Annotated in this window: 28 protein-coding genes; 15 read left to right on the top strand and 13 right to left on the bottom strand. The window is 62.1% G+C overall.

Annotation, left to right across the window (positions count from 1 at the left end; translation table 11 throughout):
- Window positions 1-12 precede the first annotated feature (12 nt).
- Window positions 13-732, top strand: a complete 720-nt coding sequence (locus IB234_RS22305; RefSeq protein WP_192322040.1) for a DUF4198 domain-containing protein — start codon at window positions 13-15, stop codon at window positions 730-732.
- Window positions 733-735: 3 nt separating this feature from the next.
- On the opposite strand, the gene IB234_RS22300 is transcribed toward IB234_RS22305, so the two are convergent.
- Window positions 736-1,473 (bottom strand): substrate-binding periplasmic protein, encoded by a 738-nt coding sequence (locus tag IB234_RS22300; RefSeq protein WP_192322039.1) that lies wholly within the window; start codon window positions 1,471-1,473, stop codon window positions 736-738.
- A 114-nt stretch (window positions 1,474-1,587) separates the two neighbouring features.
- Here IB234_RS22300 and IB234_RS22295 point away from each other — a divergent pair, with 114 nt between their 5' ends.
- Both IB234_RS22295 and IB234_RS22290 read left to right on the top strand, forming a co-directional pair.
- A complete protein-coding gene (locus IB234_RS22295; protein WP_192322038.1) occupies window positions 1,588-2,856 on the top strand; it encodes an Hsp70 family protein in 1,269 nt (422 codons plus the stop codon).
- A gap of 1,117 nt (window positions 2,857-3,973) precedes the next feature.
- Window positions 3,974-4,171 carry a hypothetical protein gene (locus tag IB234_RS22290; RefSeq protein WP_192322037.1) on the top strand — a complete coding sequence of 66 codons (198 nt, stop codon included), beginning with the start codon at window positions 3,974-3,976 and terminating at the stop codon, window positions 4,169-4,171.
- A gap of 51 nt (window positions 4,172-4,222) precedes the next feature.
- Here IB234_RS22290 and lptG read toward each other — a convergent pair whose 3' ends face one another.
- Together lptG and lptF are read right to left on the bottom strand one after the other, a co-directional pair.
- Complete coding sequence (lptG, locus tag IB234_RS22285; RefSeq protein WP_192322036.1) at window positions 4,223-5,284, bottom strand: LPS export ABC transporter permease LptG; 1,062 nt, start codon at window positions 5,282-5,284, stop codon at window positions 4,223-4,225.
- On the bottom strand, window positions 5,277-6,398 hold the full coding sequence (lptF, locus tag IB234_RS22280; protein ID WP_192322035.1) for an LPS export ABC transporter permease LptF: 1,122 nt from the start codon (window positions 6,396-6,398) through the stop codon (window positions 5,277-5,279). The genes lptG and lptF overlap by 8 nt, the downstream gene beginning before the upstream one ends.
- Window positions 6,399-6,537: 139 nt before the next feature.
- Here lptF and IB234_RS22275 point away from each other — a divergent pair, with 139 nt between their 5' ends.
- The 3 genes from IB234_RS22275 (at window position 6,538) to IB234_RS22265 (ending at window position 9,110) form a co-directional block, all read left to right on the top strand.
- On the top strand, window positions 6,538-8,022 hold the full coding sequence (locus IB234_RS22275) for a leucyl aminopeptidase (protein ID WP_192322034.1): 1,485 nt from the start codon (window positions 6,538-6,540) through the stop codon (window positions 8,020-8,022).
- Window positions 8,019-8,435, top strand: a complete 417-nt coding sequence (locus IB234_RS22270; RefSeq protein WP_318652060.1) for a DNA polymerase III subunit chi — start codon at window positions 8,019-8,021, stop codon at window positions 8,433-8,435. The genes IB234_RS22275 and IB234_RS22270 overlap by 4 nt, the downstream gene beginning before the upstream one ends.
- Before the next feature lie 192 nt (window positions 8,436-8,627).
- On the top strand, window positions 8,628-9,110 hold the full coding sequence (locus tag IB234_RS22265; protein WP_192322032.1) for a DNA polymerase III subunit chi: 483 nt from the start codon (window positions 8,628-8,630) through the stop codon (window positions 9,108-9,110).
- A gap of 101 nt (window positions 9,111-9,211) precedes the next feature.
- On the opposite strand, the gene IB234_RS22260 is transcribed toward IB234_RS22265, so the two are convergent.
- Together IB234_RS22260 and IB234_RS22255 are read right to left on the bottom strand one after the other, a co-directional pair.
- Entirely contained in the window at window positions 9,212-10,021 is an 810-nt protein-coding gene (locus IB234_RS22260; RefSeq protein ID WP_192322031.1) for an SDR family oxidoreductase, read from the bottom strand.
- Between the two features lie 110 nt (window positions 10,022-10,131).
- Window positions 10,132-10,497 carry a DUF2784 domain-containing protein gene (locus tag IB234_RS22255; RefSeq protein ID WP_192322127.1) on the bottom strand — a complete coding sequence of 122 codons (366 nt, stop codon included), beginning with the start codon at window positions 10,495-10,497 and terminating at the stop codon, window positions 10,132-10,134.
- A gap of 242 nt (window positions 10,498-10,739) precedes the next feature.
- Here IB234_RS22255 and bfr point away from each other — a divergent pair, with 242 nt between their 5' ends.
- The gene (gene bfr, locus IB234_RS22250; protein ID WP_192322030.1) at window positions 10,740-11,210 is read left to right on the top strand and encodes a bacterioferritin; all 471 of its coding nucleotides are present in this window, start codon (window positions 10,740-10,742) and stop codon (window positions 11,208-11,210) included.
- 78 nt (window positions 11,211-11,288) lie between these two features.
- Here bfr and IB234_RS22245 read toward each other — a convergent pair whose 3' ends face one another.
- The 6 genes from IB234_RS22245 to IB234_RS22220 all read right to left on the bottom strand — a co-directional run bounded on the left by IB234_RS22245 (window position 11,289) and on the right by IB234_RS22220 (window position 15,413).
- Window positions 11,289-11,822: an alpha/beta hydrolase gene (locus tag IB234_RS22245; protein ID WP_318652059.1), complete on the bottom strand. Its 534-nt coding sequence runs from the start codon at window positions 11,820-11,822 to the stop codon at window positions 11,289-11,291.
- Between the two features lie 64 nt (window positions 11,823-11,886).
- A complete protein-coding gene (locus tag IB234_RS22240) occupies window positions 11,887-12,285 on the bottom strand; it encodes a hypothetical protein (RefSeq protein WP_192322029.1) in 399 nt (132 codons plus the stop codon).
- Window positions 12,286-12,311: 26 nt separating this feature from the next.
- Complete coding sequence (locus IB234_RS22235) at window positions 12,312-12,587, bottom strand: hypothetical protein (RefSeq protein ID WP_192322028.1); 276 nt, start codon at window positions 12,585-12,587, stop codon at window positions 12,312-12,314.
- Between the two features lie 8 nt (window positions 12,588-12,595).
- Window positions 12,596-13,180, bottom strand: coding sequence for a DUF4349 domain-containing protein (locus tag IB234_RS22230; RefSeq protein ID WP_192322027.1), 585 nt, complete (start codon window positions 13,178-13,180; stop codon window positions 12,596-12,598).
- A gap of 266 nt (window positions 13,181-13,446) precedes the next feature.
- Window positions 13,447-15,105, bottom strand: a complete 1,659-nt coding sequence (locus IB234_RS22225; RefSeq protein ID WP_192322026.1) for a cation acetate symporter — start codon at window positions 15,103-15,105, stop codon at window positions 13,447-13,449.
- Window positions 15,102-15,413, bottom strand: coding sequence for a DUF485 domain-containing protein (locus IB234_RS22220; RefSeq protein ID WP_192322025.1), 312 nt, complete (start codon window positions 15,411-15,413; stop codon window positions 15,102-15,104). Before IB234_RS22220 ends, IB234_RS22225 begins: the two co-directional genes overlap by 4 nt.
- A gap of 217 nt (window positions 15,414-15,630) precedes the next feature.
- Between IB234_RS22220 and IB234_RS22215 the strand changes: the two genes are divergently transcribed.
- The 4 genes from IB234_RS22215 to IB234_RS22200 all read left to right on the top strand — a co-directional run bounded on the left by IB234_RS22215 (window position 15,631) and on the right by IB234_RS22200 (window position 20,234).
- Entirely contained in the window at window positions 15,631-17,856 is a 2,226-nt protein-coding gene (locus IB234_RS22215) for a putative bifunctional diguanylate cyclase/phosphodiesterase (RefSeq protein WP_192322024.1), read from the top strand.
- Window positions 17,857-17,957: 101 nt separating this feature from the next.
- On the top strand, window positions 17,958-18,182 hold the full coding sequence (locus IB234_RS22210) for a DUF2061 domain-containing protein (RefSeq protein ID WP_192322023.1): 225 nt from the start codon (window positions 17,958-17,960) through the stop codon (window positions 18,180-18,182).
- Window positions 18,183-18,261: 79 nt separating this feature from the next.
- The gene (locus IB234_RS22205; protein ID WP_192322022.1) at window positions 18,262-19,815 is read left to right on the top strand and encodes a beta (1-6) glucans synthase; all 1,554 of its coding nucleotides are present in this window, start codon (window positions 18,262-18,264) and stop codon (window positions 19,813-19,815) included.
- Between the two features lie 65 nt (window positions 19,816-19,880).
- Entirely contained in the window at window positions 19,881-20,234 is a 354-nt protein-coding gene (locus IB234_RS22200) for a carboxypeptidase regulatory-like domain-containing protein (RefSeq protein ID WP_192322021.1), read from the top strand.
- Window positions 20,235-20,238: 4 nt separating this feature from the next.
- Here the strand turns inward: IB234_RS22200 and IB234_RS22195 are convergent, their stop codons facing one another.
- Entirely contained in the window at window positions 20,239-20,607 is a 369-nt protein-coding gene (locus IB234_RS22195; RefSeq protein ID WP_192322020.1) for a hypothetical protein, read from the bottom strand.
- Between the two features lie 83 nt (window positions 20,608-20,690).
- Here IB234_RS22195 and IB234_RS22190 point away from each other — a divergent pair, with 83 nt between their 5' ends.
- From IB234_RS22190 to IB234_RS22175, 4 genes are all read left to right on the top strand, one after another.
- The gene (locus IB234_RS22190) at window positions 20,691-21,257 is read left to right on the top strand and encodes a hypothetical protein (RefSeq protein ID WP_192322019.1); all 567 of its coding nucleotides are present in this window, start codon (window positions 20,691-20,693) and stop codon (window positions 21,255-21,257) included.
- 79 nt (window positions 21,258-21,336) lie between these two features.
- Window positions 21,337-22,635: a serine/threonine protein kinase gene (locus IB234_RS22185; protein ID WP_192322018.1), complete on the top strand. Its 1,299-nt coding sequence runs from the start codon at window positions 21,337-21,339 to the stop codon at window positions 22,633-22,635.
- Between the two features lie 22 nt (window positions 22,636-22,657).
- Window positions 22,658-23,398, top strand: coding sequence for a VacJ family lipoprotein (locus tag IB234_RS22180; RefSeq protein WP_225580763.1), 741 nt, complete (start codon window positions 22,658-22,660; stop codon window positions 23,396-23,398).
- A gap of 92 nt (window positions 23,399-23,490) precedes the next feature.
- A complete protein-coding gene (locus tag IB234_RS22175) occupies window positions 23,491-24,339 on the top strand; it encodes a pirin family protein (RefSeq protein ID WP_192322016.1) in 849 nt (282 codons plus the stop codon).
- 3 nt (window positions 24,340-24,342) lie between these two features.
- Here the strand turns inward: IB234_RS22175 and IB234_RS22170 are convergent, their stop codons facing one another.
- Window positions 24,343-25,548 carry a patatin-like phospholipase family protein gene (locus tag IB234_RS22170; RefSeq protein WP_192322015.1) on the bottom strand — a complete coding sequence of 402 codons (1,206 nt, stop codon included), beginning with the start codon at window positions 25,546-25,548 and terminating at the stop codon, window positions 24,343-24,345.
- Window positions 25,549-25,560: the final 12 nt, after the last annotated feature.

The following is a 25,560-nucleotide window of genomic DNA, read 5'->3' as shown; positions in this document are numbered from 1 at the left end:
AGGAAACTCCCGATGCGTACCACCCTCCCCCTGCTGCTCGCCGGCCTGTTCGTCTGCGGCCAGGCTGCCGCCCATGGCCTGTGGACCGAACAACGCCGTGGCAACCACGAAGTGATTTACGGCCACGGCGCCGAAGACGACGCCTTCAAGGCGCAGAAGATCAGCGGCGCCTGGTCCTGGGACGCGGGCGGCAAGATGATCCCGGTCAGCGTGCAACGCCTGGATGACCACGCCCGCCTTCAACCCATTCGCAAGCCGGCCGTACTGGCCGTGGCACTGGATAACGGCGCCTGGTCGCAGACGCCGGACAAGCAGTGGGTCAACCAGGGGCGTAGCCAGGTGCCGAATTCGACCCACTCCCTGCACACCTACAAGTACAGCCTGGCGATCCTCCGGAACGGTGCCGAGCTGCCCGCGCTGGACAAACTGCGACTGGCCATCGTGCCGCAAAGCGACCCACTCACGGTCGGTCCGGGCAAGACACTGCGCGTACGGGTGCTGGTGGACGGCAAGCCGGCCAAAGACGTGCAACTTATCGGCGACTATCGCGGCATGCCTCACGACATCAGTGCCACCACCGATGCCGAGGGCGATGCCGACGTGCCGGTACGCAACGACGGCCTGAACGTAATCGCCGCATCGCTGTACGTACCGGTGAAAGGTGACAAGAACATCGAGGAGCTTGGTCTGTTCAGCTCGCTGACCTTCCTCGGCAGCGAACACCACGAGTAATCGTCAGAGGTGCTCCGCCTGCGGCAACCAGCGCTGGCGGATGCGGCGCAGGCTGCCATCGGCACGCATCGCCTCCAGATGACGCTGCCAGTTGGCGACCTGTTCGGGCGGCGTGTGCGGCGAGAAGGCGATGTAGTAGTCGGATTGCATGAACGCCAGATGCCCCTGGACGTCATCCACCGTTAGCCCGCCCATCGCCAGCTCCTCGCGCAGGGTCAGATCCTCGGTGGCAATCAGCTTGACCCTCCCGTGCTTGAGCATGCTCACCATCTGCCTGGGACCTGGAACACCGTGCAGATTGGTGAAGCCCATGCGTTCAAGGGTTTCGTAGGTATACCACTGTTTCGGCAGAGCCAACGTACCCGCGCGGGCGGCGGCGTCCAGGCTTTCGATACGCAGGCCGCTGTCCTTGAGCGAATAGAAGCGAGTGGTGCCCTGCAGGATAGGACCGACCCAACGGAACATCGATTCGCGCTCAGGAGTGCGCACTACCATGAACAGGGCCGTGTGCGGATCGTGACGAGCCAGATAGTAACCACGCGTCCAGGGCATTATCTCGATCTGCGCGGGGCTGCCCGTGCGCCGGACCAACTCGCGCACCACCTCGACCGCGTAGCCATCCGGCTCGCCATCACGCAGGAAGCTGGTCGGCGGAGCCTGTTCGGTAAGCAGGCGTAACTCACCCGCCGCCACGAGAGGCAACAGGGCCAACACCAGCCAAGCGATCAGCCGGCTACGCATCGCATTTTCCATCGAGCCATTGCTTCATCCTAGCGCAGCTAAGCCGATCTGCGGCATGCACGGATTGACGCACTCGCATAGAATGCGCGGCCGTTTTTTCGGAACACCCGCACCATGAACCATTCAGCTCCTGCCAACGCCCTGGGCATCGACTTCGGCACCTCCAACTCCACCGTCGGCTGGTGGCGACCAGGCGTGGAGCCCCTGCTGGAGCTGGAAGACGGCAAGATCACCCTGCCCTCGGTGATCTTCTTCAACACCGAGGAACGCCGCCCGGTCTACGGTCGCCAGGCGCTCGCCGAATACCTGGATGGCTACGAAGGCCGTCTGATGCGTGCTCTCAAGAGTCTACTCGGCTCCAAGCTGCTGAAGAGCGAGACCACCGTGCTGGGCAGCGCCCTGCCGTTCCGCGATCTGCTTGGCTTCTTCATTGGCGAGCTGAAACGCCGCGCCGAGACCCAGGCCGGCCGTGAATTCGAGCAGGTGGTGCTGGGCCGCCCAGTGTTCTTCGTCGACGACGACCCGCAGGCCGATGCCGAGGCCGCCAACACCCTGCTGGCGGTGGCGCATAAGCTCGGCTTCAAGGAAGTGTCGTTCCAGTTCGAACCAATAGCCGCAGCCTTCGACTATGAGCGCAGCGTGACGCGCGAGGAACTGGTGCTGATCGTCGACATCGGCGGCGGCACCTCGGACTTCTCCCTGGTGCGCCTGGCGCCGGAGCGCCGCGAGAAAGCCGAGCGCCAGGACGACATCCTGGCCACCGGAGGCGTCCACATCGGCGGCACCGACTTCGACAAGCAGCTCAGCCTCGACGGCATCATGCCACTGTTCGGCTACGGCAGCCGGATGAAGAGCGACGCGCTGATGCCCACCAGCCACCATCTCAACCTGGCCACCTGGCACACCATCAACGCCGTGTATGCGCAGAAGGCCCAGCTGGCACTGAAGAACATGCGCTACGACATCGTCGACCCCACCGGTATTGACCGCCTGCTACGCCTCACCGAGCAGCGCGCCGGCCACTGGCTGGCGATGCAGGTGGAAGAAGCGAAGATCGCCTTGACCGAGCGGGACGCTCACCGCATCGACCTGGCGCGGATCGAGGACAGCCTCGAGGCGAACCTCGACCGGCCGATGTTCGAGCAGGCCATCGACGGGCTGTTGGAGCGCATTCGCGCTGGCGTCGACGAACTGCTGGTCCGCGCCGGCGTGAGCCGCGAGCAAGTCGACACCCTGTTCTTCACCGGCGGCTCCAGCGGTGTGCCGGCCCTGCGCCGCTGCGTCTCCGAACTGCTGCCCAACGCCCGCATCGCCGAGGGCGACACCTTCGGCAGCATCGGCAGCGGCCTGGCCATCGAGGCCGCGCGCCGCTACGGCGGATAAGGCCAGTCAGGCGCCTACGCCAGTCCTGACCCTCGACCATATGCCCCAGCCCAACCACGCCATGAATAGAGGGAAGACGAAGAATCCAGCCGCTACGGCCACCATCCAGCCACTTTCCATCGACTTGGGATGGCTTAACCAGTGCCATCCCTTTTGAACATCGATGGCAAATAAAAGCGCGTAAAAGCCGCTGCTCAACAACATGGACAAAAAACGTGGCCTCCATAGAACACCAAAAACCACTCCACAGAGAAAACTGCCGAGTGTTGCGTAAGTCAGCGCCCTCTCCACTCCACTGAGGCGAATAAGGGAGAAAATGATCAAAACTGTCAGAAGATATGCCAGAGCGTAACCAATAGAACTCCTCATAGCCTTACCTCCAGCACTAGATCACGCTGCCCGCTGGATATCGCCTGTACCAGCTTCCTGGCTCCCTCATTCCCCTTGAAGCCTCCGCCAACGTCGATACAGCCAACTGAACCTTTCCACATCCCACCGTGAAGGAAGAAACCGCCGCAACTGTAGTCACCATTGATGTGTCGGGATGCAGGGATACTCGGAAACTCCCCCAATCCGCCCTGTAAGCTGCCAATCGCCCCAGATTGACAAGAGCCCCGGCGGCATCCAACTCCTGAGGGGAGATATCGTAGATTCACACGGGTATAGGGCCCGTATCCTTGATCAACTGGCACAAAAGTGCGGCACTGTTCATACATGAGTCCAGCCGCCCACTCGTAGCCTGTAATACGCCCTCAAACCACGCAGATGAATACTCAGCAACCGCTCTGAGATAACGAACGCAATATCCACTCGATGCTCAATTGCAGGCTTGAATAAAGTCTCTTCGCTCTTTGCTGGGAGGAAATCCTCTATCCCTGAAGGTCCTGGCCTTCTGTTGAATCCCATAGCAGTGTCACTGCTAATATCATGCACTCCTAACGGCCCAGGCATCCTGCCCATTGCACCCTCTCCAACAGCCGGCGCTGCTACAAATCATGCTTTCGGAACATCCAGAAGCAGGTGAAAGTAGTTGAAGATCGAGCGGAGTAGAAGCTGCCTTTAAGTTCAAGCGCCCAAAGTGCGCTATGGTCAGCGAAATCCTTCCACGGAGACCACCATGCGCAATGCCCTGCTTCTCGCCAGCCTGTTCGCCCTCGCCGCCTGTGATGGCGGTGCGGCCACCGCCACGGCCAAACTGCAGGCCGACAAGGCGCAGCAGGCTCAGCAACAAATGGAGCAGCTCAAGCAGCAGATCGATCAGGCGAACATGCAGAACCAGCAGCGCCTACAGCAGATGGAACAGCAGAGCCAATAGCGCATGAAAAAGGCCGGGGAAATGCCCGGCCTTTTCGTTTACCTCGATGAATCAGGCCGCCCGGCGCAACAACAGTACGCCGGCCGCGGCGCAGATCGCCGCCGGCACCGCCACCGCCAACAGTGGCGAGAAGCCGAATACCAGGCTGGAAGGACCGAGCAGGTCCTGGGCGATGCGGAACACGAAGCCTACCAGCACACCGGTGAACACGCGCTGACCGAGCGTCACCGAGCGCAGCGGGCCGAAGATGAAGGAAATCGCCATCAGCACTAGCGCGGCGGTCACCAGCGGTTGCAGCACCTTGGTCCAGAACGCCAGCCAATAACTGCCGTTGTTCAATCCCTGGTCCGCCAGGTAGTGGATGTAGCGCCATAGACCGGTCACCGACAAGGCCTCCGGCTCCAGCACCACGGTCCCGAGCAGTTGAGGGTTCAGCTCGATATCCCAACGCTCCGAGGGGATATCCACAACCTCGGTGCTTTTCTCGTGGAAACGGGTGGTCTTGACGTCCTCCAGCTGCCAGTGGTCGACCTGGTACTGACCACGCCGGGCGAAGCTGGCGGACTGCAGCCTGCGCTCAGCATCGAACTGGTAACGGGTCACACCAACCAACTTGCCGTTGGGCTGCACGGCGTTGATGTGCACATACTCCTGCCCCTGGCGGTGCCAGAGGCCATGCTTGGAGCTCTGCGCCTCACCACCACCCTGGGCCAGCGAGCGATGGGCCTGGGCCATGTTCTCGCTCCAGGGCGCCAGATACTCACCGACCAGCACACCGGCCAGCATCAGCACCAGCATCGGCTTCATCACCGCCCAGACGATACGACCAACCGATACGCCGGCGGCACGCATGATGGTCAGCTCACTGTTGCTGGCCAGGCTGCCGAGGCCGATCAAACAGCCGATCAGTGCCGCCATCGGCAGCATTTCGTATGCCCGACGCGGCAGCGTAAGCACGACATACACCAGCGCTTCCAGCGTGCCGTAGTTGTCACTCAGGTCGCCCAGTTCATCGATGAAGGCAAACAGCAGAGCCAGGCCCACGATAATGCCAAGCACCGAGAGGATGGCGAAGAACACGCTGGTACCGATATATCGGTCGAGCTTATGCATGAGCCATCTCCTTGACTGCACGGCGACTGGCCAGCTTGAGCTTCATCGGCTGCCAGAGGAACAGCACCGCGCCGATCAGCAGGAACAGCAGGTGTACCCACCACAGGCCGAGCTCCACCGGAATCTTGCCTTTGTCCAGCTGGCCGCGCGCGCCGATCAGCAACGCCAGGTAGGCCATGTACAGGAGGATCGCCGGCAGCAGCTTGAGGAAGCGCCCCTGCCGCGGATTGACCTTGGCCAGCGGCACCGCCAGCAAGGTGACGATGAATACCAGCAATGGGATGGACAGGCGCCATTGCAACTCGGCCTGATGGCGAGGCTCATCGCTACCGATCAGCTCGCGGGTAGGAATGGCCTCGCGCTCGCCGATCTCGCTGCTGACGCTGGGCTTCGGCAGTAGAACGCCATGGATGTCATACCGGGTTTCACGATAGTCGGCTTCCCCCGGATTACCGTCGTAGCGGTAGCCATTCTCCAGTATCAGATATCGGCTACCGTCGGCCTGAATGACCTGGCTGCCTTTCTCGGCTACCAGCACGGTGATGCCGCGCTCACTCTCGCCCTTTGCGCTCGGGCGTTTCTCGGTGATGAATACGCCCTCGAGCTGACCCCGATCTTCCGAAAGCCCCTCGGTGTAGGTCACCCGAGAGCCATCTTTCATCGCCTGGAAACGGCCAGGCACCAGGGTGTCGAACTCGGTCAACGCGTCTTGCTGGTTGAAGATGCGCGCCACCTCGGCCACGCCCTGAGGAGCCAGGCCAAGGCTCAACCAGGCTACGATCACCGCTATGATGGCGGCCGGCGCCATGCTGTAGCCGAGCAGGCGGCGATTGCTCATGCCAGTCGCGGACAGCACGGTCATCTCGCTATCCAGATACAGACGACCGTAGGCCAGCAGGATGCCGAGAAACAGCCCCAGAGGCAGGATCAGCTGGAGAAACCCGGGCATGCGATAGCCCATGATCATGAACAGCACACCCGGATCCAGCACACCCTGGGCGGCCTGGGCGAGGTACTTGATGAAACGCCCGCTCATGATGATCACCAACAGCACGGCACTTACCGCACCGAGGGTCACCAGCACTTCGCGGGACAGATAACGGAAGACAATCAAACCGGACGCTCCAGGGTTGTCAGGCTCAGGCGGCAACGCTCACACTAGCCGCTCTCGATAGCATGGGCCGCCTTGGCAGGCCTCGAAAAAATAGCGGGCATTATCCGCAAAACCCGACTCTTTGTCTTGGGGACAGCTCATGGAATTCCTCGTCAAAAGCACCCGTCCGGAAACCCTGAAGACCGCTACGCTGGTCATCGCGCTCGGCGAAGGCCGCAAGCTCGGCGCTACCGCAAAGGCGGTGGACGACGCCAGCGGTGGCGCCCTCTCCACGTTGCTCAAGCGCGGCGACATCGCCGGCAAGCAAGGCCAGACCCTGCTCCTGCACAGCCTGCCAGGCCTGAAGGCCGAGCGCGTGCTGCTGGTAGGCAGCGGCAAGGGTGAGCTATCGGACCGCCAGTTCCGCAAATTGGTTGCAACCGTCCATGGCGTGTTGAAGAACCTCGGTGGCGCCGATGCGGTGCTGGCCCTAGGAGAGCTCCAGGTCAAAGGTCGCGATGCCTATGGCAAGACCCGTCTGCTGGTGGAAACCCTAGCCGACGGCGGTTATGTCTTCGACCAGTTCAAGAGCAAGAAGGCCGAACCCAAGGCTCTGAAGAAGATCATCCTGATCGCCGACAAGGCCGAGCAGGACGAGGTCGAGCGCGGCAGCCTGCACGCCCAGGCCATCGCCACCGGCATGGCCTTCACCAAGGACCTCGGCAACCTGCCGCCGAACCTGTGCCACCCGAGCTACCTGGCCGAAGAGGCCAAGGCCCTGGCCAAGGCACACAAGAACCTCAAGGTCGACATCCTCGACGAGAAGAAACTCAAGGAGCTGGGCGCTGGCGCCTTCCTCGCCGTAGCCCAGGGCAGCGAGCAGCCGCCGCGGATGATCGTGCTCCACTACCAGGGCGGCAAGAAGGACGAGAAACCCTTCGCACTGGTCGGCAAGGGCATCACCTTCGACACCGGCGGCATCAGCATCAAGCCAGCCGCCGGCATGGACGAGATGAAGTACGACATGTGCGGTGCCGCCAGCGTGCTCGGCACCCTGCGTGCCGTGCTAGAGCTGCAGTTGCCGATCAACCTGGTGTGCCTGCTGGCCTGCGCCGAGAACATGCCGAGCGGCCGCGCCACCCGCCCCGGTGACATCGTCACCACCATGAGCGGGCAGACCGTGGAGATCCTCAACACCGACGCCGAAGGCCGCCTGGTGCTGTGCGATACCCTCACCTATGCCGAGCGCTTCAAGCCGCAGGCGGTGATCGATATCGCCACTCTCACCGGCGCCTGCATCGTCGCCCTGGGCAGCAATGCCTCCGGTCTGATGGGCAATGACGACACCCTGGTGAAGCAGATCCTCAAGGCCGGCGAGCATGCCGACGACCGCGCCTGGCAACTGCCGCTGTTCGACGAGTACCAGGAACAGCTTGACAGTCCGTTCGCCGATATCGCCAACATCGGCGGGCCGAAGGCAGGCACCATCACCGCCGGCTGCTTCCTGTCACGCTTCACCAAGAGCTACCACTGGGCGCACCTGGACATCGCCGGCACCGCATGGATCAGCGGCGGCAAAGACAAGGGCGCCACTGGCCGCCCGGTGCCGCTACTGACCCAGTACCTGCTGGACCGGGTCAAGTGAGAGTCGAGTTCTACGTACTCTCCTCCGCCACACCGGAAGGCCGCCTCCGTGCGGCCTGCCAGTTGGCCGGCAAGGCCTGGAAGGCCGGGTTGCCGGTCTTTCTGCGCGCCAGCGACGAGTCGCAATGCGCCGAACTGGATCAGTTGTTGTGGAGCTTTCGCCTGGAGTCCTTCATTCCGCATAACCTGCACGAAGAAGCCCCACATAGCCCGGTGGTGATCGGAGTGGACCAGGTTCCTGAGCATAGCGGTGGCGTACTGCTCAACCTGCACCCGCAGCTGTCGCCGCACCTGTCGCGTTTCAACCGGGTGATCGAGATCGTCAACCAGGAGCCGGCACTGCTCGCTCAATGTCGTGACAACTTCCGCCAGTATCGCCAGCTCGGCCACGACCCACAGCGCGTGGAACTCTGAGAATCCCCCGGCGATCTATTACGCATCCGTCCGGCGTTATTGAAAGAGCTCCGAGTGCTCCATGCGTGCTGCCTTTCACTCGGCCGGTCCAGTTCGTGGGAATCAAGACACATTCGCTACAGCGGTCGAAATAGGCTTCCGCTCGGCGTAGAATCCCACGCCTCGTCTACTTTCCACTGCCCGCGACGCCCCATGGACAGCTCCAAACCACCGAAGCCCGATCTCCTGCTGGATGATCTGGAAGCCATCCGCCAGTTGCTGGAGAAGGATCAGCTGGAGCCGCCGCTGCTGACCGAAAGCCTCGACGACGACCTGCAGATCCCACTGCTCTCGGACATCATTCAGCCTGGCCCCACCGACTCGAGCTCGCCTGCAACCCCTGCTGCCCCCTTCCCACCAGCCACCAGTACCCCACTCGCCTATCCGGCCCGACCGGCCATCAACCCAGGCATGGATGGGGTATCTCCTCCCCCGAGCACAGGGTCCTCCGCAGCCATCGTCAGCAGCATGCAGCAGCGCCTGGCAAGCACGAGCAAGCTGGATGCCGAGCTGCGCGCCGCCGCACAGCTGATTCTGCAGGACGTGATCGATGATTTCGTGCCACAGATAGAGGCTGAGCTCAAACGTCGGCTCGACGCTCGGCTGGATCGCCTGCTCAAACAGCCCGGAAGCTGACACGCACGTGACTTAGCGCGTCAGGACCGCAGAGAGCGACGTGCAAGACACCGCTCCCCTATTGAGAAAGCGGCGTCGGTGAACGGCGAGTCAGCCGATCATCAGGCGGCACCCATCTTGGCCCGCATCTTCTCGCACATCTTGGTCATCTCGTCGTAGATGATCTGAGGGTTCTGCCGTTTGATCGCCCAGGCCATGCGCCCCTGCTCGTGCGGCAGGATCATGAACTCACCCTTCGCCACCTCGTCGTAGATGTAGCCGGCAATGTCGGCTGCACTGATCGGACTGCCTTCCAGCAGCTTGCCGACCTGCTGCTTCATCTCCGGGGTCGGACCACGGAAGGAGTCCAGCAGATTGGTCTGGAAGAACGACGGGCAGACCACGTGCACGCCGACACCCTCAGGCTTGAGCTCAATCAGCAGGCTCTCGGAGAGCGCAACCACACCGGCTTTGGCCACGTTGTAGTTGCTCATCGCCGGCCCCTGCATCAGCGCCGCCATGGAGGCAATGTTGATGACCTTGCCCTTGCTGGCGCGCAGCAACGGCAGGAAGGCCTTGCAACCCTTGATCACACCCATCAGGTTGATCGACAGCTGCCAATCCCAGTCTTCCAGGCTGAGGTCGGCGAACATGCCGCCCGCTGCCACGCCGGCGTTGTTGACCAGTACATCGAGACCACCGAAACGCTCCTCGCAGGCCTGAGCCACGGCAGTCAGCTGGCTGTAGTCACGCACGTCGCATCGCAGGGTGAAACCCTCGCCACCAGCCTCGCGCACCAGTTTCAGGGTCTCCGCCAGGCCCTGCTCATTCACGTCGCACAGCGCCAGGCGCCAGCCCTCACGGGCCCAACGCAGGGCAATTTCGCGTCCCAGACCGGAACCTGCGCCGGTGATCATCATGCGGTTCTGCATACTGCTTGCCTTGTTATGTAGTGAGGTTGTGGCGAGTGTAGCCAAGGCATCCCTCTCGGCGGCGCAGCATCAGGCGGCTGAATGACGGCTCACAAGTACTCTGTGCCGACTCAACGCCGCACCAATCGCCACAACAACCACAGATAAACCGGCACGTTGATTGCCAGCACCACACCCCCCAGCCAAAGCTGGATATGCGGAGTCAGACCGGCGGGGTAGATCAGAGGGATGAGGTAATGCTCGACGAAGCCACCTTCATAACCGGCCTGCCCCGCCGCCTGACGCAGGTGATTCTCCAGTGGAGTGAGGGGGCAATAGAGATGCAGAAACTCCACCGCCGCGCCCCAAGCCGCGGCAGGCAGATGCAGTAGCACCAGCTTTGGCCACCGCAGCACCAACAATCCACCGCCCAGCACGAAGAGGATAAAAAGCAGGTGCGTCAGAACGACCGTATCGGCAGCCAATCGAAGAATCATTTTCAATTAACTCCACGAACACCGTTCACGCCCGTCGAATTATTTTCAGGCAACCGATCCATCCTTAAATTGCACCGCAAGGCTTTATCTTCATATATCAATGATTTAGCGACATAACGAGGAAGCTAAACATTCTTATTTATATTAATTTTTATATATAATTCAACAACTTATATTTGACCAAGTGCAACTTCCAGAGCAAACTTCGCCCTTAACAACCACTACTCAGGGCGGGGCCCATCATGAAAGGCGACAAGAAGGTCATCCAGCACCTGAACAAGATCCTCGGCAATGAGCTGGTAGCGATCAACCAGTATTTCCTGCATGCCCGTATGTACGAAGACTGGGGCCTGAACAAACTCGGCGAACACGAGTACAAGGAATCCATCGACGAGATGAAACATGCCGACAAATTGGTCAAGCGCATTCTCTTCCTCGAAGGTATCCCGAACCTGCAGGACCTCGGCAAGCTGATGATCGGTGAAAACACCAAAGAGATGTTGGCCAGCGACCTGCGCCTGGAGTTGCAGGCCGTGCCGGATCTTAAAGCCGCTATCGCCTACTGCGAGAGCGTTGGCGACTACGGCAGTCGCGAACTGCTGGAAGACATCCTCGAGTCCGAAGAAGAACACATCGACTGGCTGGAAACTCAAGTCGGCCTGATTGACAAGGTTGGCCTGGAAAACTACCTGCAGTCGCAGATGGACGAGTAATTCCGCAACCGGAACCGTCTAACGTTCAAACTAAGACGCCGTGAACATCATTGATGTCGCGGCGTTTGCGTTCCTGCTCTAGCGGTCCACCAGCGACCTCAGCAGCGCCTGCCCCTCACCCCACTCGCCCAAGCCGCTGTCACTATTTATATGCCCGCAGGCACCGATATTGTGCCATCGGCTGCCCCACCGAGTAGCGGCCCCGCGAGCGTGCTCGAGACTGCTGTAGGGGTCATTACTGCTGGCAACGACCAAACTGGGAAAAGCCAACGGAAGGTCCGGCACCGGGACGAAGCCCTGTATGTTCAGCTCGGCGGCCGGCCCTTCAGGATCGGGAGGAGCCACCAACATGGCCGCACGGATGCGGAGACGGGTATGTGCGGCCCAGTGGGCTACCAAGCCACACCCCAGACTGTGCGCCACCAGCACCGTGCGCGGCCCACTGGAGGCCACCGCCTGCTCGAGAGTCGCCATCCACTCCTCGCATACCGGATTCCACCAGTCGCGCTGCTCAACTCGACGGAAATGAGGATCACGAAGCTGCCAGCGGCTCTGCCAGTGATCAGGCCCCGAACCGCCGTAGCCTGGAATGATCAGGTAGGTGTGATCCACGATATCTCAACTCGTCAGCAGGATGAGCGCCAACCTTGCATCAGGCAAGCGCGCGGCTCAAGTATCAGCCTGCTGTCGACTGGAAGCTGTGCACGCGCCAGCGCCCCATGTCATCCAGACGCAGCTCCACGCTGATCAGGCAATCTCCTTCGAAGCGCGCAGTGAGACTTTCCATCTCCAGCTGGCGGCCGTGTAGCCAACGGCGCAGGCGATTGCCATTGGACTGCGGTGGATGAAACCAGGCCAGCCTCATCGGCGAACGTGTACACAGCTGGCGCTTGGCAAAATCTCGGAACTCGCTCAGCTCACCCTGGCGCTTGAACGTCAAGTCGTAGGCCTGCTCCATCCGCTCCTGCTGGAGCAGAGACATGAATGCCAGGGCAACCACGCTGGCTTCGTTCTGGGCATAGGGAGCCTTTAGCCAGAGGTATCCGGCCATGCCAGCCAATAGCATGAACGCCATACCTACCAGCCACCGGGTCCGCCGCATCACAGGTCGACACCATCCACATCGCGAAACAGCCGACCGAGCAGGCGCAGCAACCAGAGGACAGTGCTCACCGGCAACTCGATGACCAGCTCCAGCACGTCAAGCCAGGGGGAGTCCCACTCACGGTTGCGAGGCCATAACCAATAAGCCAGTACCCAGCAGACGACCATGCCGATCAGGCATGGCCACAGAGGCCCTTGGGAGAAGCCCTGCACCAGGCAAGCGATGCCCGCCAGCAGGAGCAGCGTCGCCAGAACCATGCGCAGGACTTCCACCCAAGGGCTCATTCGCGAATGACGAACAGCTTGATCACGAACCATTCCGCGCCCTTGTACAGATAGCCCAGCGGGCCGTAGATGGTACGGGGCTTCGGTGGTACGGGAGGCTCCTTCTGGACCAGCTTCAGGCGAATGGTGGACATACGGATCTGATCCTTGAGCGCGCGTGAACTGGCCTCCATCACGTCGATTTCAGCCTGGACACGAGCGAGCTCCTGCTCGATCAGGAGGACTTCCTTGACGTCCTTGGCCTTGGCCAGCAACTCGCGGTAACGGTCACGCAAGGCCAGATTGCTCTTGAGCCGGGTCTCCAGATCCACGTACTGCTCGGTGACATCCCTGCCCTTGACGCTCCGCGACATCACCTCGCCGCTGTCTTCTATTTCTCTCAAAGCCCGGTTGAACGCTTCGTCGGGCACACGGTAGACCAGGCTGTGGCTGCTGCCGTTATAGCTGAACTGGCTCTTCTCTTCTGCATAACCGCCCAGTTCGGCGATGTGCGCATCCAACTCGGCCACAGCCTTGTCGACATCCGCCACCTGCACCGAAAGCTCGGCAGTCCAGACAATCTGGCGGCCTTGGGGCTTCACTGCAGGAGTTGCTACTTCGGATCGAGAGGAATCAGACGCGGGAGAAGCGGGGGTAGCCTCAATCGGTCTGGCGTATCCATTGCCGGCGCAGCCGGCCAGAAGGCTCAGACAGAACAACAGGGCAATGGTGCAGCAGCGGAAAATACAGGTATTCATCCGTGAATATCCTCGGTTCATCCATGGGTGAGGGAGGCAGATCATACAACCTCCCCTGCAAAAAAAAAGGGCAGCCCGAAGGCTGCCCAGTCACACGTACATCAGTGCCTTCAGTGAGCGGATGCGCCGCTGGCGCCAAGGCCGGTCTGCGAGCGCACGAACTGCGGGTAGAAGCGCGCGCGCTCCTCGTCCGCGGCGGTGGACTTGTCGGTGATGGAGAAGAACCAGATACCGACGAAGGCAACCAGGATCGAGAACAGCGCCGGGTACTCGTAAGGGTAGATCGGAGTCGCATTGCCGAGGATCTGCACCCAGATGGTCGGGCCGAGGATCATCAGGCCAACCGCGGTGATCAGACCCATCCAACCGCCGATCATGGCGCCACGGGTGGTCAGCTTCTTCCAGTACATCGAGAGGATCAGTACCGGGAAGTTGCAGCTGGCGGCGATGGAGAAGGCCAGACCAACCATGAAGGCAATGTTCTGCTTCTCGAACGCGATACCCAGGCCGATGGCCAGTACACCGAGGATCACGGTGGTGATCTTCGATACACGCAGCTCATCCTTCTCGTTGGCTTTGCCCTTCTTGATCACACTGGCGTACAGGTCGTGGGACACCGCAGAGGCGCCGGACAGAGTCAGACCGGCAACAACTGCCAGGATGGTGGCGAAGGCCACGGCCGAGATGAAGCCGAGGAACAGGCTGCCGCCCACGGCATCGGCTAGGTGTACCGCCGCCATGTTGTTACCGCCGATCAGGGCACCGGTAGCGTCCTTGAAGTCTGGATTGGTGCCGACCAGCAGGATCGCGCCGAAGCCGATGATGAAGGTCAGGATGTAGAAGTAACCGATGAAGCCGGTGGCGTAGAACACCGATTTGCGGGCTTCCTTGGCGTCAGAGACGGTGAAGAAGCGCATCAGGATATGCGGCAGGCCGGCGGTACCGAACATCAGAGCCAGGCCGAGGGAGATCGCCGAGATCGGGTCTTTCACCAGGCCGCCGGGGCTCATGATGGCCTCGCCTTTCGGGTGCGCCTTAACGGCTTCGCTGAACAGGGCGCCGAAGTCGAAGCCGACATGTTTCATCACCATCAGGGCCATGAAGGAGGCACCGGACAGCAGCAGCACGGCCTTGATGATCTGTACCCAGGTGGTGGCCAGCATGCCGCCGAACAGCACGTAGCAGACCATCAGGATGCCGACCAGGATCACCGCGACGTGGTAGTCCAGGCCGAACAGCAGCTCGATCAGCTTGCCGGCACCGACCATCTGCGCGATCAGGTAGAAGGCTACCACCACCAGCGAGCCGCAGGCGGACAGGGTGCGGATTTCCTTCTGCTTGAGACGGAACGAGGCCACATCGGCAAAGGTGTACTTGCCGAGGTTGCGTAGGCGCTCTGCGATCAGGAAGAGGATGATCGGCCAACCCACGAGGAAGCCGATCGAGTAGATCAGTCCGTCGTAGCCAGAGGCGAATACCAGGGCGGAAATACCCAGGAAGGACGCCGCCGACATGTAGTCACCGGCGATCGCCAAGCCGTTCTGGAAGCCGGTGATTCCGCCACCGGCGGTGTAGAAGTCGGCGGCCGACTTGCTGCGCTTGGACGCCCAGTAGGTGATGCACAGGGTGGCACCGACGAAGACAACGAACATGACGATGGCGGCTACGTTCAGCGGCTGGCGCTGGACATCGCCTTCGAGAGCACCAGCAGCCCAGAGTGCCGGGGCGGCGGCCATCAAACCAATGGCAGTGAGCAGACGCGCGATCATTTCTGCACCTCGTCCAGGATTTCCTGGGTCATGCGGTCGAATTCGCCATTGGCACGCTTGACGTAGATGCCTGTCAGCACGAAGGCCGAGAGGATCAGGCCAACGCCCAGAGGGATACCCAGGGTCATCGGCGAGTTATCGCTGATGCGGGTACCGAGCAGTTGCGGATCGAAGGCGATCAGCAAGATGAAGGCTACATAAAGGCCTAGCATGATGGCGGATAGGGTCCAGGCGAACCGGTCGCGCTTGGCGACCAACTCTTGGAAGCGCGGACTTTGCTCAATCCGCTTGTAGACGCTGTCGTTCATTGTTGTTGTCCTCCACAGCACGAGTTACGGGTGGAGCCACTCTGCGAGCGCCGGCCATGGCAAGACAGACGACCTTAGTCGTAGCACCCAGCCCTTCTCGACCAAAGTCTTAGCCCCGTGGAGCGCCACTCCTGGCCATCTGGCACGAGCGTCTATACTCAATCACTCCTGAGCCTGTAGTCCCTCCTTGCATCCCCCTTCCTTGAGGTCGCCTGCTATGGATTGGCTGGGTCTGCGCTTTCTCACCTCAAAGCCCGATGGGGCACAGATTCTGCTGGACTGCAGCCATGCGATGGAGCTGGTGGTGCTGTCCTATCTACTCGCTTGCGTCGCCGGCTACGCCACCCTCAGCTTCGCCGAGCGCGCAGGCCACGCGGAGCGTGCCGAGGCGCGGCGCAACTGGTGCGCAGTCGGTGCGCTGAGCCTGGGCGGGGGCGTGTGGGGCATGCACTTCATCGCCATGCTCGCCTTCCAGGTACCGGTACCGGTGAGCTATGACCTGCCAACCACGGTGTTCTCGCTGCTGGTGGTGATACTCGCCGCGCTGCTGGCCATGCCCGGGCTCAGCCAGTCGAATCCGTCCCTGCGCCAACGGCTGCAGGCGGCACTGTGCATAGGCATCGGCATCGGTCTGATGCACTACAGCGGCATGGCCGCCATGCGCTCGGAAGCACAGCTGTACTACCGCCCCAGTCTCTTTGCCCTGTCATTGGTCATCGCCATTGTCGCCAGCCTCGCGGCACTGCAGCTGTCGCTGTTCTTCCGCGGCCGTGAAGGCCTGCTGCACCAGCTGTTGCGGATCGCCGCCAGCCTGGTGATGGGCGGCGCAATCGTCTCCATGCGCTTCACCGGCATGTGGGCGCTGGAGATGGTGGTGCCGCTGGGTACGCCACTGCAGCTGCAGAGCACGACCAACACGCTGCAACTGGGCCTGAGCATCGCCTTGATCGCTCTCCTCGCCATCGGCGGCGGCCTCGGCGCGGCCTGGGCCGACCGCAAGCTGCAGCGCAAGGAACGTGATCTGTTACGGGTCAACTCGCTGCTCAGTCAGCTCAACCAGGCCCGCGCCTCGCTGCAGCAGGCCGCCCACTACGACCCGCTGACCAACCTGCTCAACCGCCGCTCGTTCAACGAGGTGTTCGCCGAGAAACTGCGCAGCCATGCTCTGCAGGGCCAGGCCATGGCCCTGATGTTCCTCGACATCGACCACTTCAAGCGGATCAACGACAGCCTCGGCCATGACGCCGGCGACCAGTTGCTCAAGGAAGTGGCCGAACGCATACGTCACACCCTGCGTGATCAGGACGTGGTAGCGCGCTTTGGCGGCGACGAGTTCTGCATCCTGGTAAGCCTCGGCAGGATCGAAGAGGCCCGCACCCTGGCACGCCGGATCATGGCGCGAATGAAGAAGCCGATCACCCTCGCTCGCCGCCAGATGGTAATGACCACCAGCGTCGGCATCGCCATCTACCCTCGCGACGGCGAGACCTGCGAGGAGCTGCTCAAGCATGCCGACCTTGCGCTCTACCAGTCCAAGGGCAGCGGCCGCAACGCCGTTCACTTCTTCAGCGAACACCTGCGCAACAAGGCAAGCATGGAACTTGAGCTGGAGGAGGAGCTACGCCAAGCCCTGAAGAAGGACCACGGTCTGCTCCTGTACTACCAGCCGATCCTCGATCTCGGCAGCGGGCGTATCGGCAAGCTGGAAGCTCTGGTTCGCTGGGAGCATCCACGTCTGGGCCTGTTAAGCCCCGACCGCTTTATCGGCATCGCCGAGGCCAACGGCTTCATCGGCGAGCTGGATGCCTGGGTACTGCGGCGTGCCTGTCACGATCTGCGCCAGCTCGGCCAGAAACACGCAAACCACGACCTGCGCGTAGCGGTGAACTGCTCGGCACTCAACCTCAGCCATGACGACCTGCCGGACGAGGTCGCCCGCGCACTCAAAGCCTCCGACCTTCGTGCCCAGCGCCTGGAACTGGAAGTCACCGAGAATGCCCTGATGAGCAACGTCAATCAGGCCCTCACCCTGCTGCAACGCATCCGCGATCTTGGCGTGGGTATCTCCATCGACGACTTCGGCACCGGCTACTCGTCCCTTGCCTATCTCAAGCGCCTGCCGCTCGACACGCTGAAGATCGACCGATCCTTCATGCTCGACCTGCCCAGTGACAATGCCGACCGTCAGATCGTCCAGGCCATCGTCGGCATGGCCCACACCCTCAACCTACAGGTGGTTGCGGAAGGCGTGGAGAATGCCGAGCAACTGGCCTTCCTGCGTCAGCTGGGTTGCGACTACATGCAGGGCTATTTGCTCAGCAAGCCGCTGCCACTGGATGTCCTGGCTCAATTCCTGACGGACTTCGAGAAAGGCCTCGTCGCCAGTGCCTTGCTGCCGACGGAACACTATCCAGATAAAATCGATTACCTAAAATCGATATAGCATAACTATCGAAACCATGGGCAGGGCCGATTTCACGACCTTGGCGGCCAGCGCTAATGTGCACAGCAAGAAAGAACAATTCTCATTCATCGAGGTGCGCCATGCTCAAGACAGTGACTTTCACCCTCATGCACTTCTGCATCGCCTTCAGCGTCACCTACGCCCTTACCGGCAGCATCGCCGTGGGCGGGCTGGTCGCAGCCGTGGAGCCGCTGTGCAACTCGGTAGGTTTTTACTTCCACGAAAAGATCTGGAAGCGCTTCGAGGAGCCGGGCAAAGTCCATCAAGAAATCCCCAAACACGCCTGGTTGCATCATCACGCCTGAGCAGCCCTTAACCCGGCTGTCCGCCGGCGCCCGGCTCCGCTAAGATGCCCGGCCCTGCCCTCTCGCATCCGCAACCGACATGACCTCTAGCCCGCGCGCCGTTGCTCTGCCCTACCTGTTTGCCCTCCTGATCGCGCTCTCGGCACTCAGCGCTGCCTGGTATGGCGTCGGTCGCCCTGTTGAGCTGAGCGACGTGGCCAGCGCTACGCACAAGCTGCAGTGCGCTTCCTACACGCCATTCGGCAAGGACCAGTCGCCCTTCGACCAGCCGCTACAGATCCGTCGCGAGCAGGTGGAAATCGACTTTGCACAACTGGCCACACGCTTCGAATGCGTCCGCACTTACTCGCAGATCGGACTGGAAGCACTGCCCGAACTGGCTCGCAAGCATGGGCTGAAGCTGCTCGCCGGCGCCTGGGTCAGCAGCAACCCGGTGGATACCGAACGAGAGATCGCAGCGCTGATCGCCAATGCCAAAGCCAACCCGGACGTGATCGAAGCCGTGATCGTCGGCAACGAGGCCCTGCTGCGCAAGGAGGTCACCGGCGGCCAGCTGGTCAAGCTGATCGAACGGGTCAAGGCCGAAGTCGAGCAGCCAGTCACCTACGCTGACGTCTGGGAGTTCTGGCTGCAGTACCCGGAAGTGGCGCCGGCGGTGGACTTCATCACCATCCACCTGCTGCCTTACTGGGAAGACGACCCCACCGGCATCGACGCCGCACTGAACCAGGTCGCCAACGTGCGCCGCACCTTCGGCAACGCCTACGCCCCCAAGGATATCCTGATCGGCGAAACCGGCTGGCCCAGCGAAGGGCGCCAACGCGAGACGGCACTGCCGAGCCGGGTCAACGAGGCACTGTTCATTCGCGGCTTCGTCAAGATGGCGGAGGAGAATGACTGGCACTACAACCTGATCGAGGCTTTCGACCAGCCATGGAAGCGCGACAGCGAAGGTGCCGTCGGCGGCTACTGGGGCCTGTTCGACGCCGACCGCCAGGACAAGGGCATACTCGCCGGCCCGGTTTCCAACCTGCCGCACTGGCCACTGTGGCTGGGTGCCAGCGGCCTGTTGCTGCTCGCCGCACTGATCCTCGCCGGCCGCCCGGCATCGACCCGCGCCGCCCTGCTGCTGCCCTTTACCGCCACCTTCGGTGCCGCCTGCACGCTGGGCTGGAGCGAGTTGGCACTGATAACCAGCCGCTACTGGAGCGAATGGCTGTGGGCCGCAGTCCTGCTTGGCCTCAACCTGCTGGTGCTGGCCCATGCCGTGCTGGCCCTGTCGGCCCGTGTTGGCTGGCGCGAACGCGTCTTCGCCTGGCTGGAAACCCGTGGCGGCTGGTGGCTGGCCGCGGCAGGCTTCGCCGGCGCGGTGCTGATGCTCGGTCTGGTATTCGACTCGCGCTATCGCAGCTTCCCGAGTCTGGCTCTGCTGCTGCCGGCACTGGTCTACCTGTGCCGCCCGGTACGTGCCCCACGCCGCGAGATAGCCCTGTTGACCATCATCATCGGTGCCGGTATTGCCCCGCAGTTGTATCAGGAAGGACTGCACAACCTGCAGGCAGTCGGCTGGGCGCTGACCTGTTCCCTGCTGGTCGTCGCCCTGTGGCGCAGCCTGCGTCTTTCGCGCACCTGAACCGAGGGGCAAGGATGCCCAAGCGGCTGCTTGTGGCGCTCACGGCCCTTGGTCTGAGCACCTGCGTGCCTTACCCCGCCTATCGCACCATCCAGCCCGAAGCAGAGTTGAGGGTGCTGGACGAACAAGGCCTACCCCTGACCGGCGCCAGTGTGACGCTGATCGGCCGCGCCCATCCGACGCCAATCGAGCAATCGCACGCGACTCAGATGACAGATACCAATGGGATTGCCCGCTTCGCCAGCCGGCATGAGTGGCAGACCGAGGTGCTGTTCATGCACGGCCGCCTGGTTTACTACTGGGAAAGGTGCGTGACCGCACCGGGCAAGAGTACCGAGCTCACGCCTTACCAGACACCTCAGCAGATCGTGCGCCTGCAACCGGGAGCGGCGGTGCCTTGCCCGGCTACCCGGTGCTAAGAAATCAGACCGCGCGCGGAGCCCGCACCAAGCGCAAGCCGGCCAGCACCAGAGCAAATACCGCCAGACTGGCGCTGTACAACACCAGTGCCGGAATGGCGAAGAACAGCGCCAGTCCCGCCAGCACCTTGCCCACCTTGCCCGGTGCGACGAATCCGACCAAGGCCAGCGCCAGAGCGACCCCGGCGATCACCCGAAAGTGAATCAGGTAACCCAGTCCCGCGCGTACCTGGCATTCCCAGCGCGTTGCCTGCTCCACGCAGGCCCCCACCCACTGGCCATCCTCCATCAGGGCGAAGCGCACGCCATAGCTGGCTGCAAGCCACAATGGCAGCGCCAACAGCAACAGCAGAAGGGGAAAATGGCGGGACATCTCATCGCTCCGGTGGTCCGAAAAAGGCGCTCAGCTTAATCCGCTCGCGCCCGAGCGCAAGACCGGGGTCCTAGAATTCACTCATGAACACTCACCGCCTCTTAGCCACTGCGTGCATGCTGATCGTCCTGGCGTTCGGCTGGCAATGGCTACATCCACCAGCCGAAACGCCACGGCAGACGATGCCGGGCGGCATCATCCAGTTGAACGGCCACGCCATCACCCCACTCGAACCGTTCGAGCTCGAGGCTCTGGTGCTGAGCCGCGAGGACTATCGCTTCGATCGCGGCGCCCGCGTATCTCCCACCGACCTGGCTCTGGGCTGGGGACCGATGGCCGACCCGCAGGTACTGGCGCGCATCGACATCAGCCAATCCAATCGCTGGTACCGCTGGCGCGCCGAAGAATTCCCGATTCCACGCCGCGAGATCGAGACCCACAGCGCCAACATGCACCTGATCCCTGCCAACGACACTGTGGCCAGAGCCCTGAAACAGGTCGAGCCCGGCCAGCGTATCGTCCTGAGCGGGCAACTGGTGCGAGTGGATGGCGACGATGGCTTCCGCTGGCAGAGCTCGCTAAGCCGCGAGGATACTGGCGAAGGGGCTTGTGAACTGATCTGGGTAGAAGGCCTCAGTTCGGTCGAGTAAACGAAACGGCACTCCCAACGCTTGCACTTGTCAGAACCCCAGTATTCACTTCAGCAGTCCTTCGCCAAGGAATTCGGCCATGTCTCGCCTTTCCCTTTTTGCTGCCTTGCTCAGCGGCCTGGTGCTCGGTGCGCCAGCGCTGGCCGCCGACATCGATGTCGCCAGCTACGGCTACCCGCTGGCCAACCCATTCGAGGCGACCATCGCCACCACGCCGCCGGAACTACGCCCTCAAGTACCAACCGACGACGATATCGACCAGGCCGACTATGACCTCAAGCTGCGCCCCGAGCGCGAGTTCGAGCTACCGGACAACTTCTGGCCGGTGAAGAAGCTGCGCTATCGCCTGGCCCGCCAGAGCGAGCGAGCACCGCTGATCTTCATCATTTCCGGCACCGGTGCCAGCTTTGCCAGCGGCAAGACAGAAGACCTCAAGCGTCTGTTCTATGGTGCCGGCTACCATGTGGTGCAGCTGTCCTCGCCGACCAGCTACGACTTCATGAGCGCCGCATCGCGTACCGCCACACCGGGGCTCTCCAAGCACGACGCCGAAGACCTGTACCGGGTGATGATGGCTGTGCGAGCCCAGCACCCGGAACTGGACATCAGCGAGTTCCACCTCACCGGCTACAGCCTCGGCGCGCTCAATGCCGCCTTCGTCAGCGAACTGGACGAGCGCCTGCGCAGCTTCAACTTCAAACGCGTGCTGCTACTCAACCCACCGGTCAACCTGTACACCTCGGTAACCAACCTGGACCGCCTGGTGCAGACCCGGGTAGCCGGTATCGACGACAGCACTACCTACTTCGAACTGATCCTCACCAAGCTGACCCGTTACTTCGAGGAACAGGGCCACATCGATCTGAACGACGCCCTGCTCTATGACTTCCAGCAATCCGGACAGAAGCTCAGCAACGAGCAACTGGCCATGTTGATCGGCAGTTCGTTCCGCTTCTCCGTGTCAGACATGGCCTTCACCGCCGACCTGATCAACCGCCGCGGCCTGATCACCCCACCGCGCTACCCGATCACGGAAGGCACCAGCCTCACACCCTTCTTCAAGCGCGCTCTGCAGTGCGACTTCGACTGCTACATCGTCGAGCAACTGATGCCCTACTGGCGCGAGAAATACGACGGCGGCAGCCTACTGCAGCTGGTTGACGAGGTCAGCCTGTACGCGCTGGAGAACTACCTGAAGAAGAGCCCCAAGGTCGCGGTGATGCACAACGCCGACGACCTGATTCTCGGGCCCGGAGACCTGGGCTTCCTGCGGCGCACCTTCGGCGAGCGCCTGACTCTGTATCCGCGTGGTGGGCACTGCGGCAACCTCAACTACCGCGTCAACAGCGACGCCATGCTGGAGTTCTTCCGTGGCTAGAAAATGGACTCTCTCGCTCGCCCTGTTACTCGCCTCTGTCGTGGCGCATGCCGATACGACACCCGATGCGGACGGCTTCACCAATCCGCTGGAACAGCTGCAGTTCAACCCCTACCTGGACCAGCGCGAGTTCGAGCGCTCGACTCTCGGTGCGCTGCACGTCTACGACCCCTGGGAGTCTTGGAATCGCCGGGTCTATCACTTCAACTACCGCTTCGACGAATGGGTGTTCCTGCCGGTGGTACGTGGCTATCGCTACGTGACGCCGAGCTTGGTGCGCAGCGGAGTAAGCAACTTCTTCGGCAACCTGGGCGACGTGCCCAACCTGCTCAACAGTCTGCTGCAGTTCAAGGGTAAGCGCTCGCTGCAAACCACTGGACGCCTGCTGGTCAACACCACGGTCGGCGTCGCCGGATTGTGGGACCCGGCCAGCCGCATCGGCTTGCTCAAGCAGAACGAAGACTTCGGTCAGACCCTAGGCTTCTACGGTGTGCCGGACGGCCCTTACGTCATGCTGCCGCTGCTCGGCCCATCCAACCTACGCGACACAGGCGGCCGGGTGTTCGACTTCGTCGCCGAGAATCAGATCAACTACCTCAATGTGGCCGAAGTCAGCAACGACCATCCGGAAATCACCCTGTTGCGGGCGATCGATACCCGTAACACCACCAACTTCCGCTATGGCCAGCTGAACAGCCCGTTCGAATACGAGAAAGTGCGTTACGTATACCGCGAGGCCCGCAAGTTACAAATCGCCGAATAATCTGTTTAGTCGATATATAAGCAGCAAATTTCGCAACCATTTATTCAATTTATAGCGATAGCATGGGCACATTCCACATACGGAGGTGCCCCATGACCCAGTTTCGCCAAGTGATCGCCCAACACATAGGCCAACCCGCCTCTGACGGCGCCGGCGTACGCCTCACCCGCGTCATCGGTGGCGCCGGCATCGAGCGCTTCGATCCCTTCCTGATGCTCGACGAATTCGGCTCGGAGAACCCGGACGACTATATCGCCGGCTTCCCGCCGCACCCGCACCGCGGTTTCGAGACCATCACCTACATGCTCGAAGGCCGCATGCGCCACGAGGACCACCTGGGCAACGTCGGCTTGCTGGAAAGCGGCGGAGTGCAATGGATGACCGCAGCCCGCGGCATCATCCACAGTGAGATGCCGGAACAGGAAGAAGGTGTGATGCGCGGTTTTCAGCTGTGGCTCAACCTGCCTGCCAAGGACAAGCTGGGCGATGCCGGCTACCGCGACTATGCCCCGGAAGAGATCCCGCGCCTGACCACCGCTGGCGGTGTGGGCGTGACGGTGATCGCCGGCCGCTTCGACGACGGCCAGCTGCAGCAGGATGGCGCCGTGCAGCGCCCGCATACCGCGCCGCAACTGTTCGACCTGCACCTGCCGGCAGGCAGTCGCCTCTCGCCGCGCCTGGCCGATGGCCAGCGGGTGATGCTCTACGTCTACGAGGGCGAGCTGGCGGTCAACGGCCACACCGTCGACCAGAGCCGCCTGGCGCGTCTGTCCGACGTCGGCGCCATCGAGATGGGTAGCTCCAGTGGTGCGCGAGTGCTGCTGATCGCAGGCACGCCTCTGAACGAGCCGATCGTGCAGTACGGTCCTTTTGTGATGAACAGCCGCGAGGAGATCGAGCAGGCACTACGCGACTTTCGTGATGACCGCCTGACCGCCTGAGCCTCAGCGCGCGGACAGTACCGGGGCATCCTCCGCCGCCTCTTCGGCATGACCGAGGAAGCGGCACAGGGCGCCCTTCTGCGCCATGGCATCCTGGTAGCCCAGTTCGATCAGCTCATTGCAGTATCCCGGCTCGAACAGTAGATAGCTGAGCACCCCTGCCCCGCTGGCGCGCGTCGCGCCCGGACCGCGCAGAAAGAAGCGCATGGCCCTGGGCATCTGGTGTCGATGGCGAGCGGCGATCTGGTCCAATGGCTGGCTCGGCGAAATCACCAGCACATCCACCGGTTTCAGGCCCAAACCACGCGGGTGAAGCCCGGAGGGCACCAGACGACTCATGTGGTTGAGCCGCTCGAGGGTCTCGATATCACCTTCCAGACTGTCGATGAAGGTGCTGTTGAGCATATGCCCGCTGATCTGCGCCAGTGTCGGCGGCAGACCACTGCGCGGTCGCACCACCTGCTGATTGGCACCTTTGCCCAACGGATTACCACTCACCCCTACCACCAGAATACGACTGGCGCCCAAGTGCAGAGCCGGACTGATCGGTGCCGACTGGCGCACCGCGCCATCACCGAAATACTCGCGATTGATCTTCACCGGCGGGAAAATCAGTGGAATCGCCGCGCTGGCCAGCAGATGTTCCAGGCTCAGGCTCGTGGGCACGCCGACACGGCGGTGGCGGAACCAGGGGTCGATAGTCGCGCGCCCCTGATAGAAAGTCACCGCCTGCCCACTCTCATAGCCAAAGGCGGTTACCGCCACCGCTCGCAGCTGGCGCATACGCACCGCCGCCGCAATGCCGGAGAAATCCAGTTCGCGGGCGAGCAGACCGCCCAGCGGCGAGCTGTCGAGCAGCGCCACTGGAAGATCCTTGCCCATGCCGAGTAGGCTGTGGCCGAAGAAGCGGCTGGCCTGGCGCAGTACGCCTGACCAGTCGCTGCGATACACGTCACCGCAGTGGAAGGCCTGCCAGACCTCGGTCAGCCGACGCACTGCACTGGCAAAGTGCAGTGCACCGCAGGCCAGGCCGACAGCATTGATGGCACCAGCCGACGTGCCGACTATGACGGGAAAGGGATTGCGGCAGGACTCGCCGAGCAGATCGGCGATGGCAGCCAGGACACCGACCTGATAGGCCGCTCGTGCTCCGCCACCAGAAAGGATCAACCCGGTGACAGGCCTGGCAACTTCAACAGCTTCGGTCATGGGCGCCTTCCG

It is taken from the genome of Pseudomonas sp. PDM16 (genome assembly GCF_014851865.1).
GTDB lineage: Bacteria > Pseudomonadota > Gammaproteobacteria > Pseudomonadales > Pseudomonadaceae > Aquipseudomonas.
The sequence above is the reverse complement of the archived record's forward strand: the minus strand, read 5'-3'. Positions and strand labels throughout refer to the sequence as shown.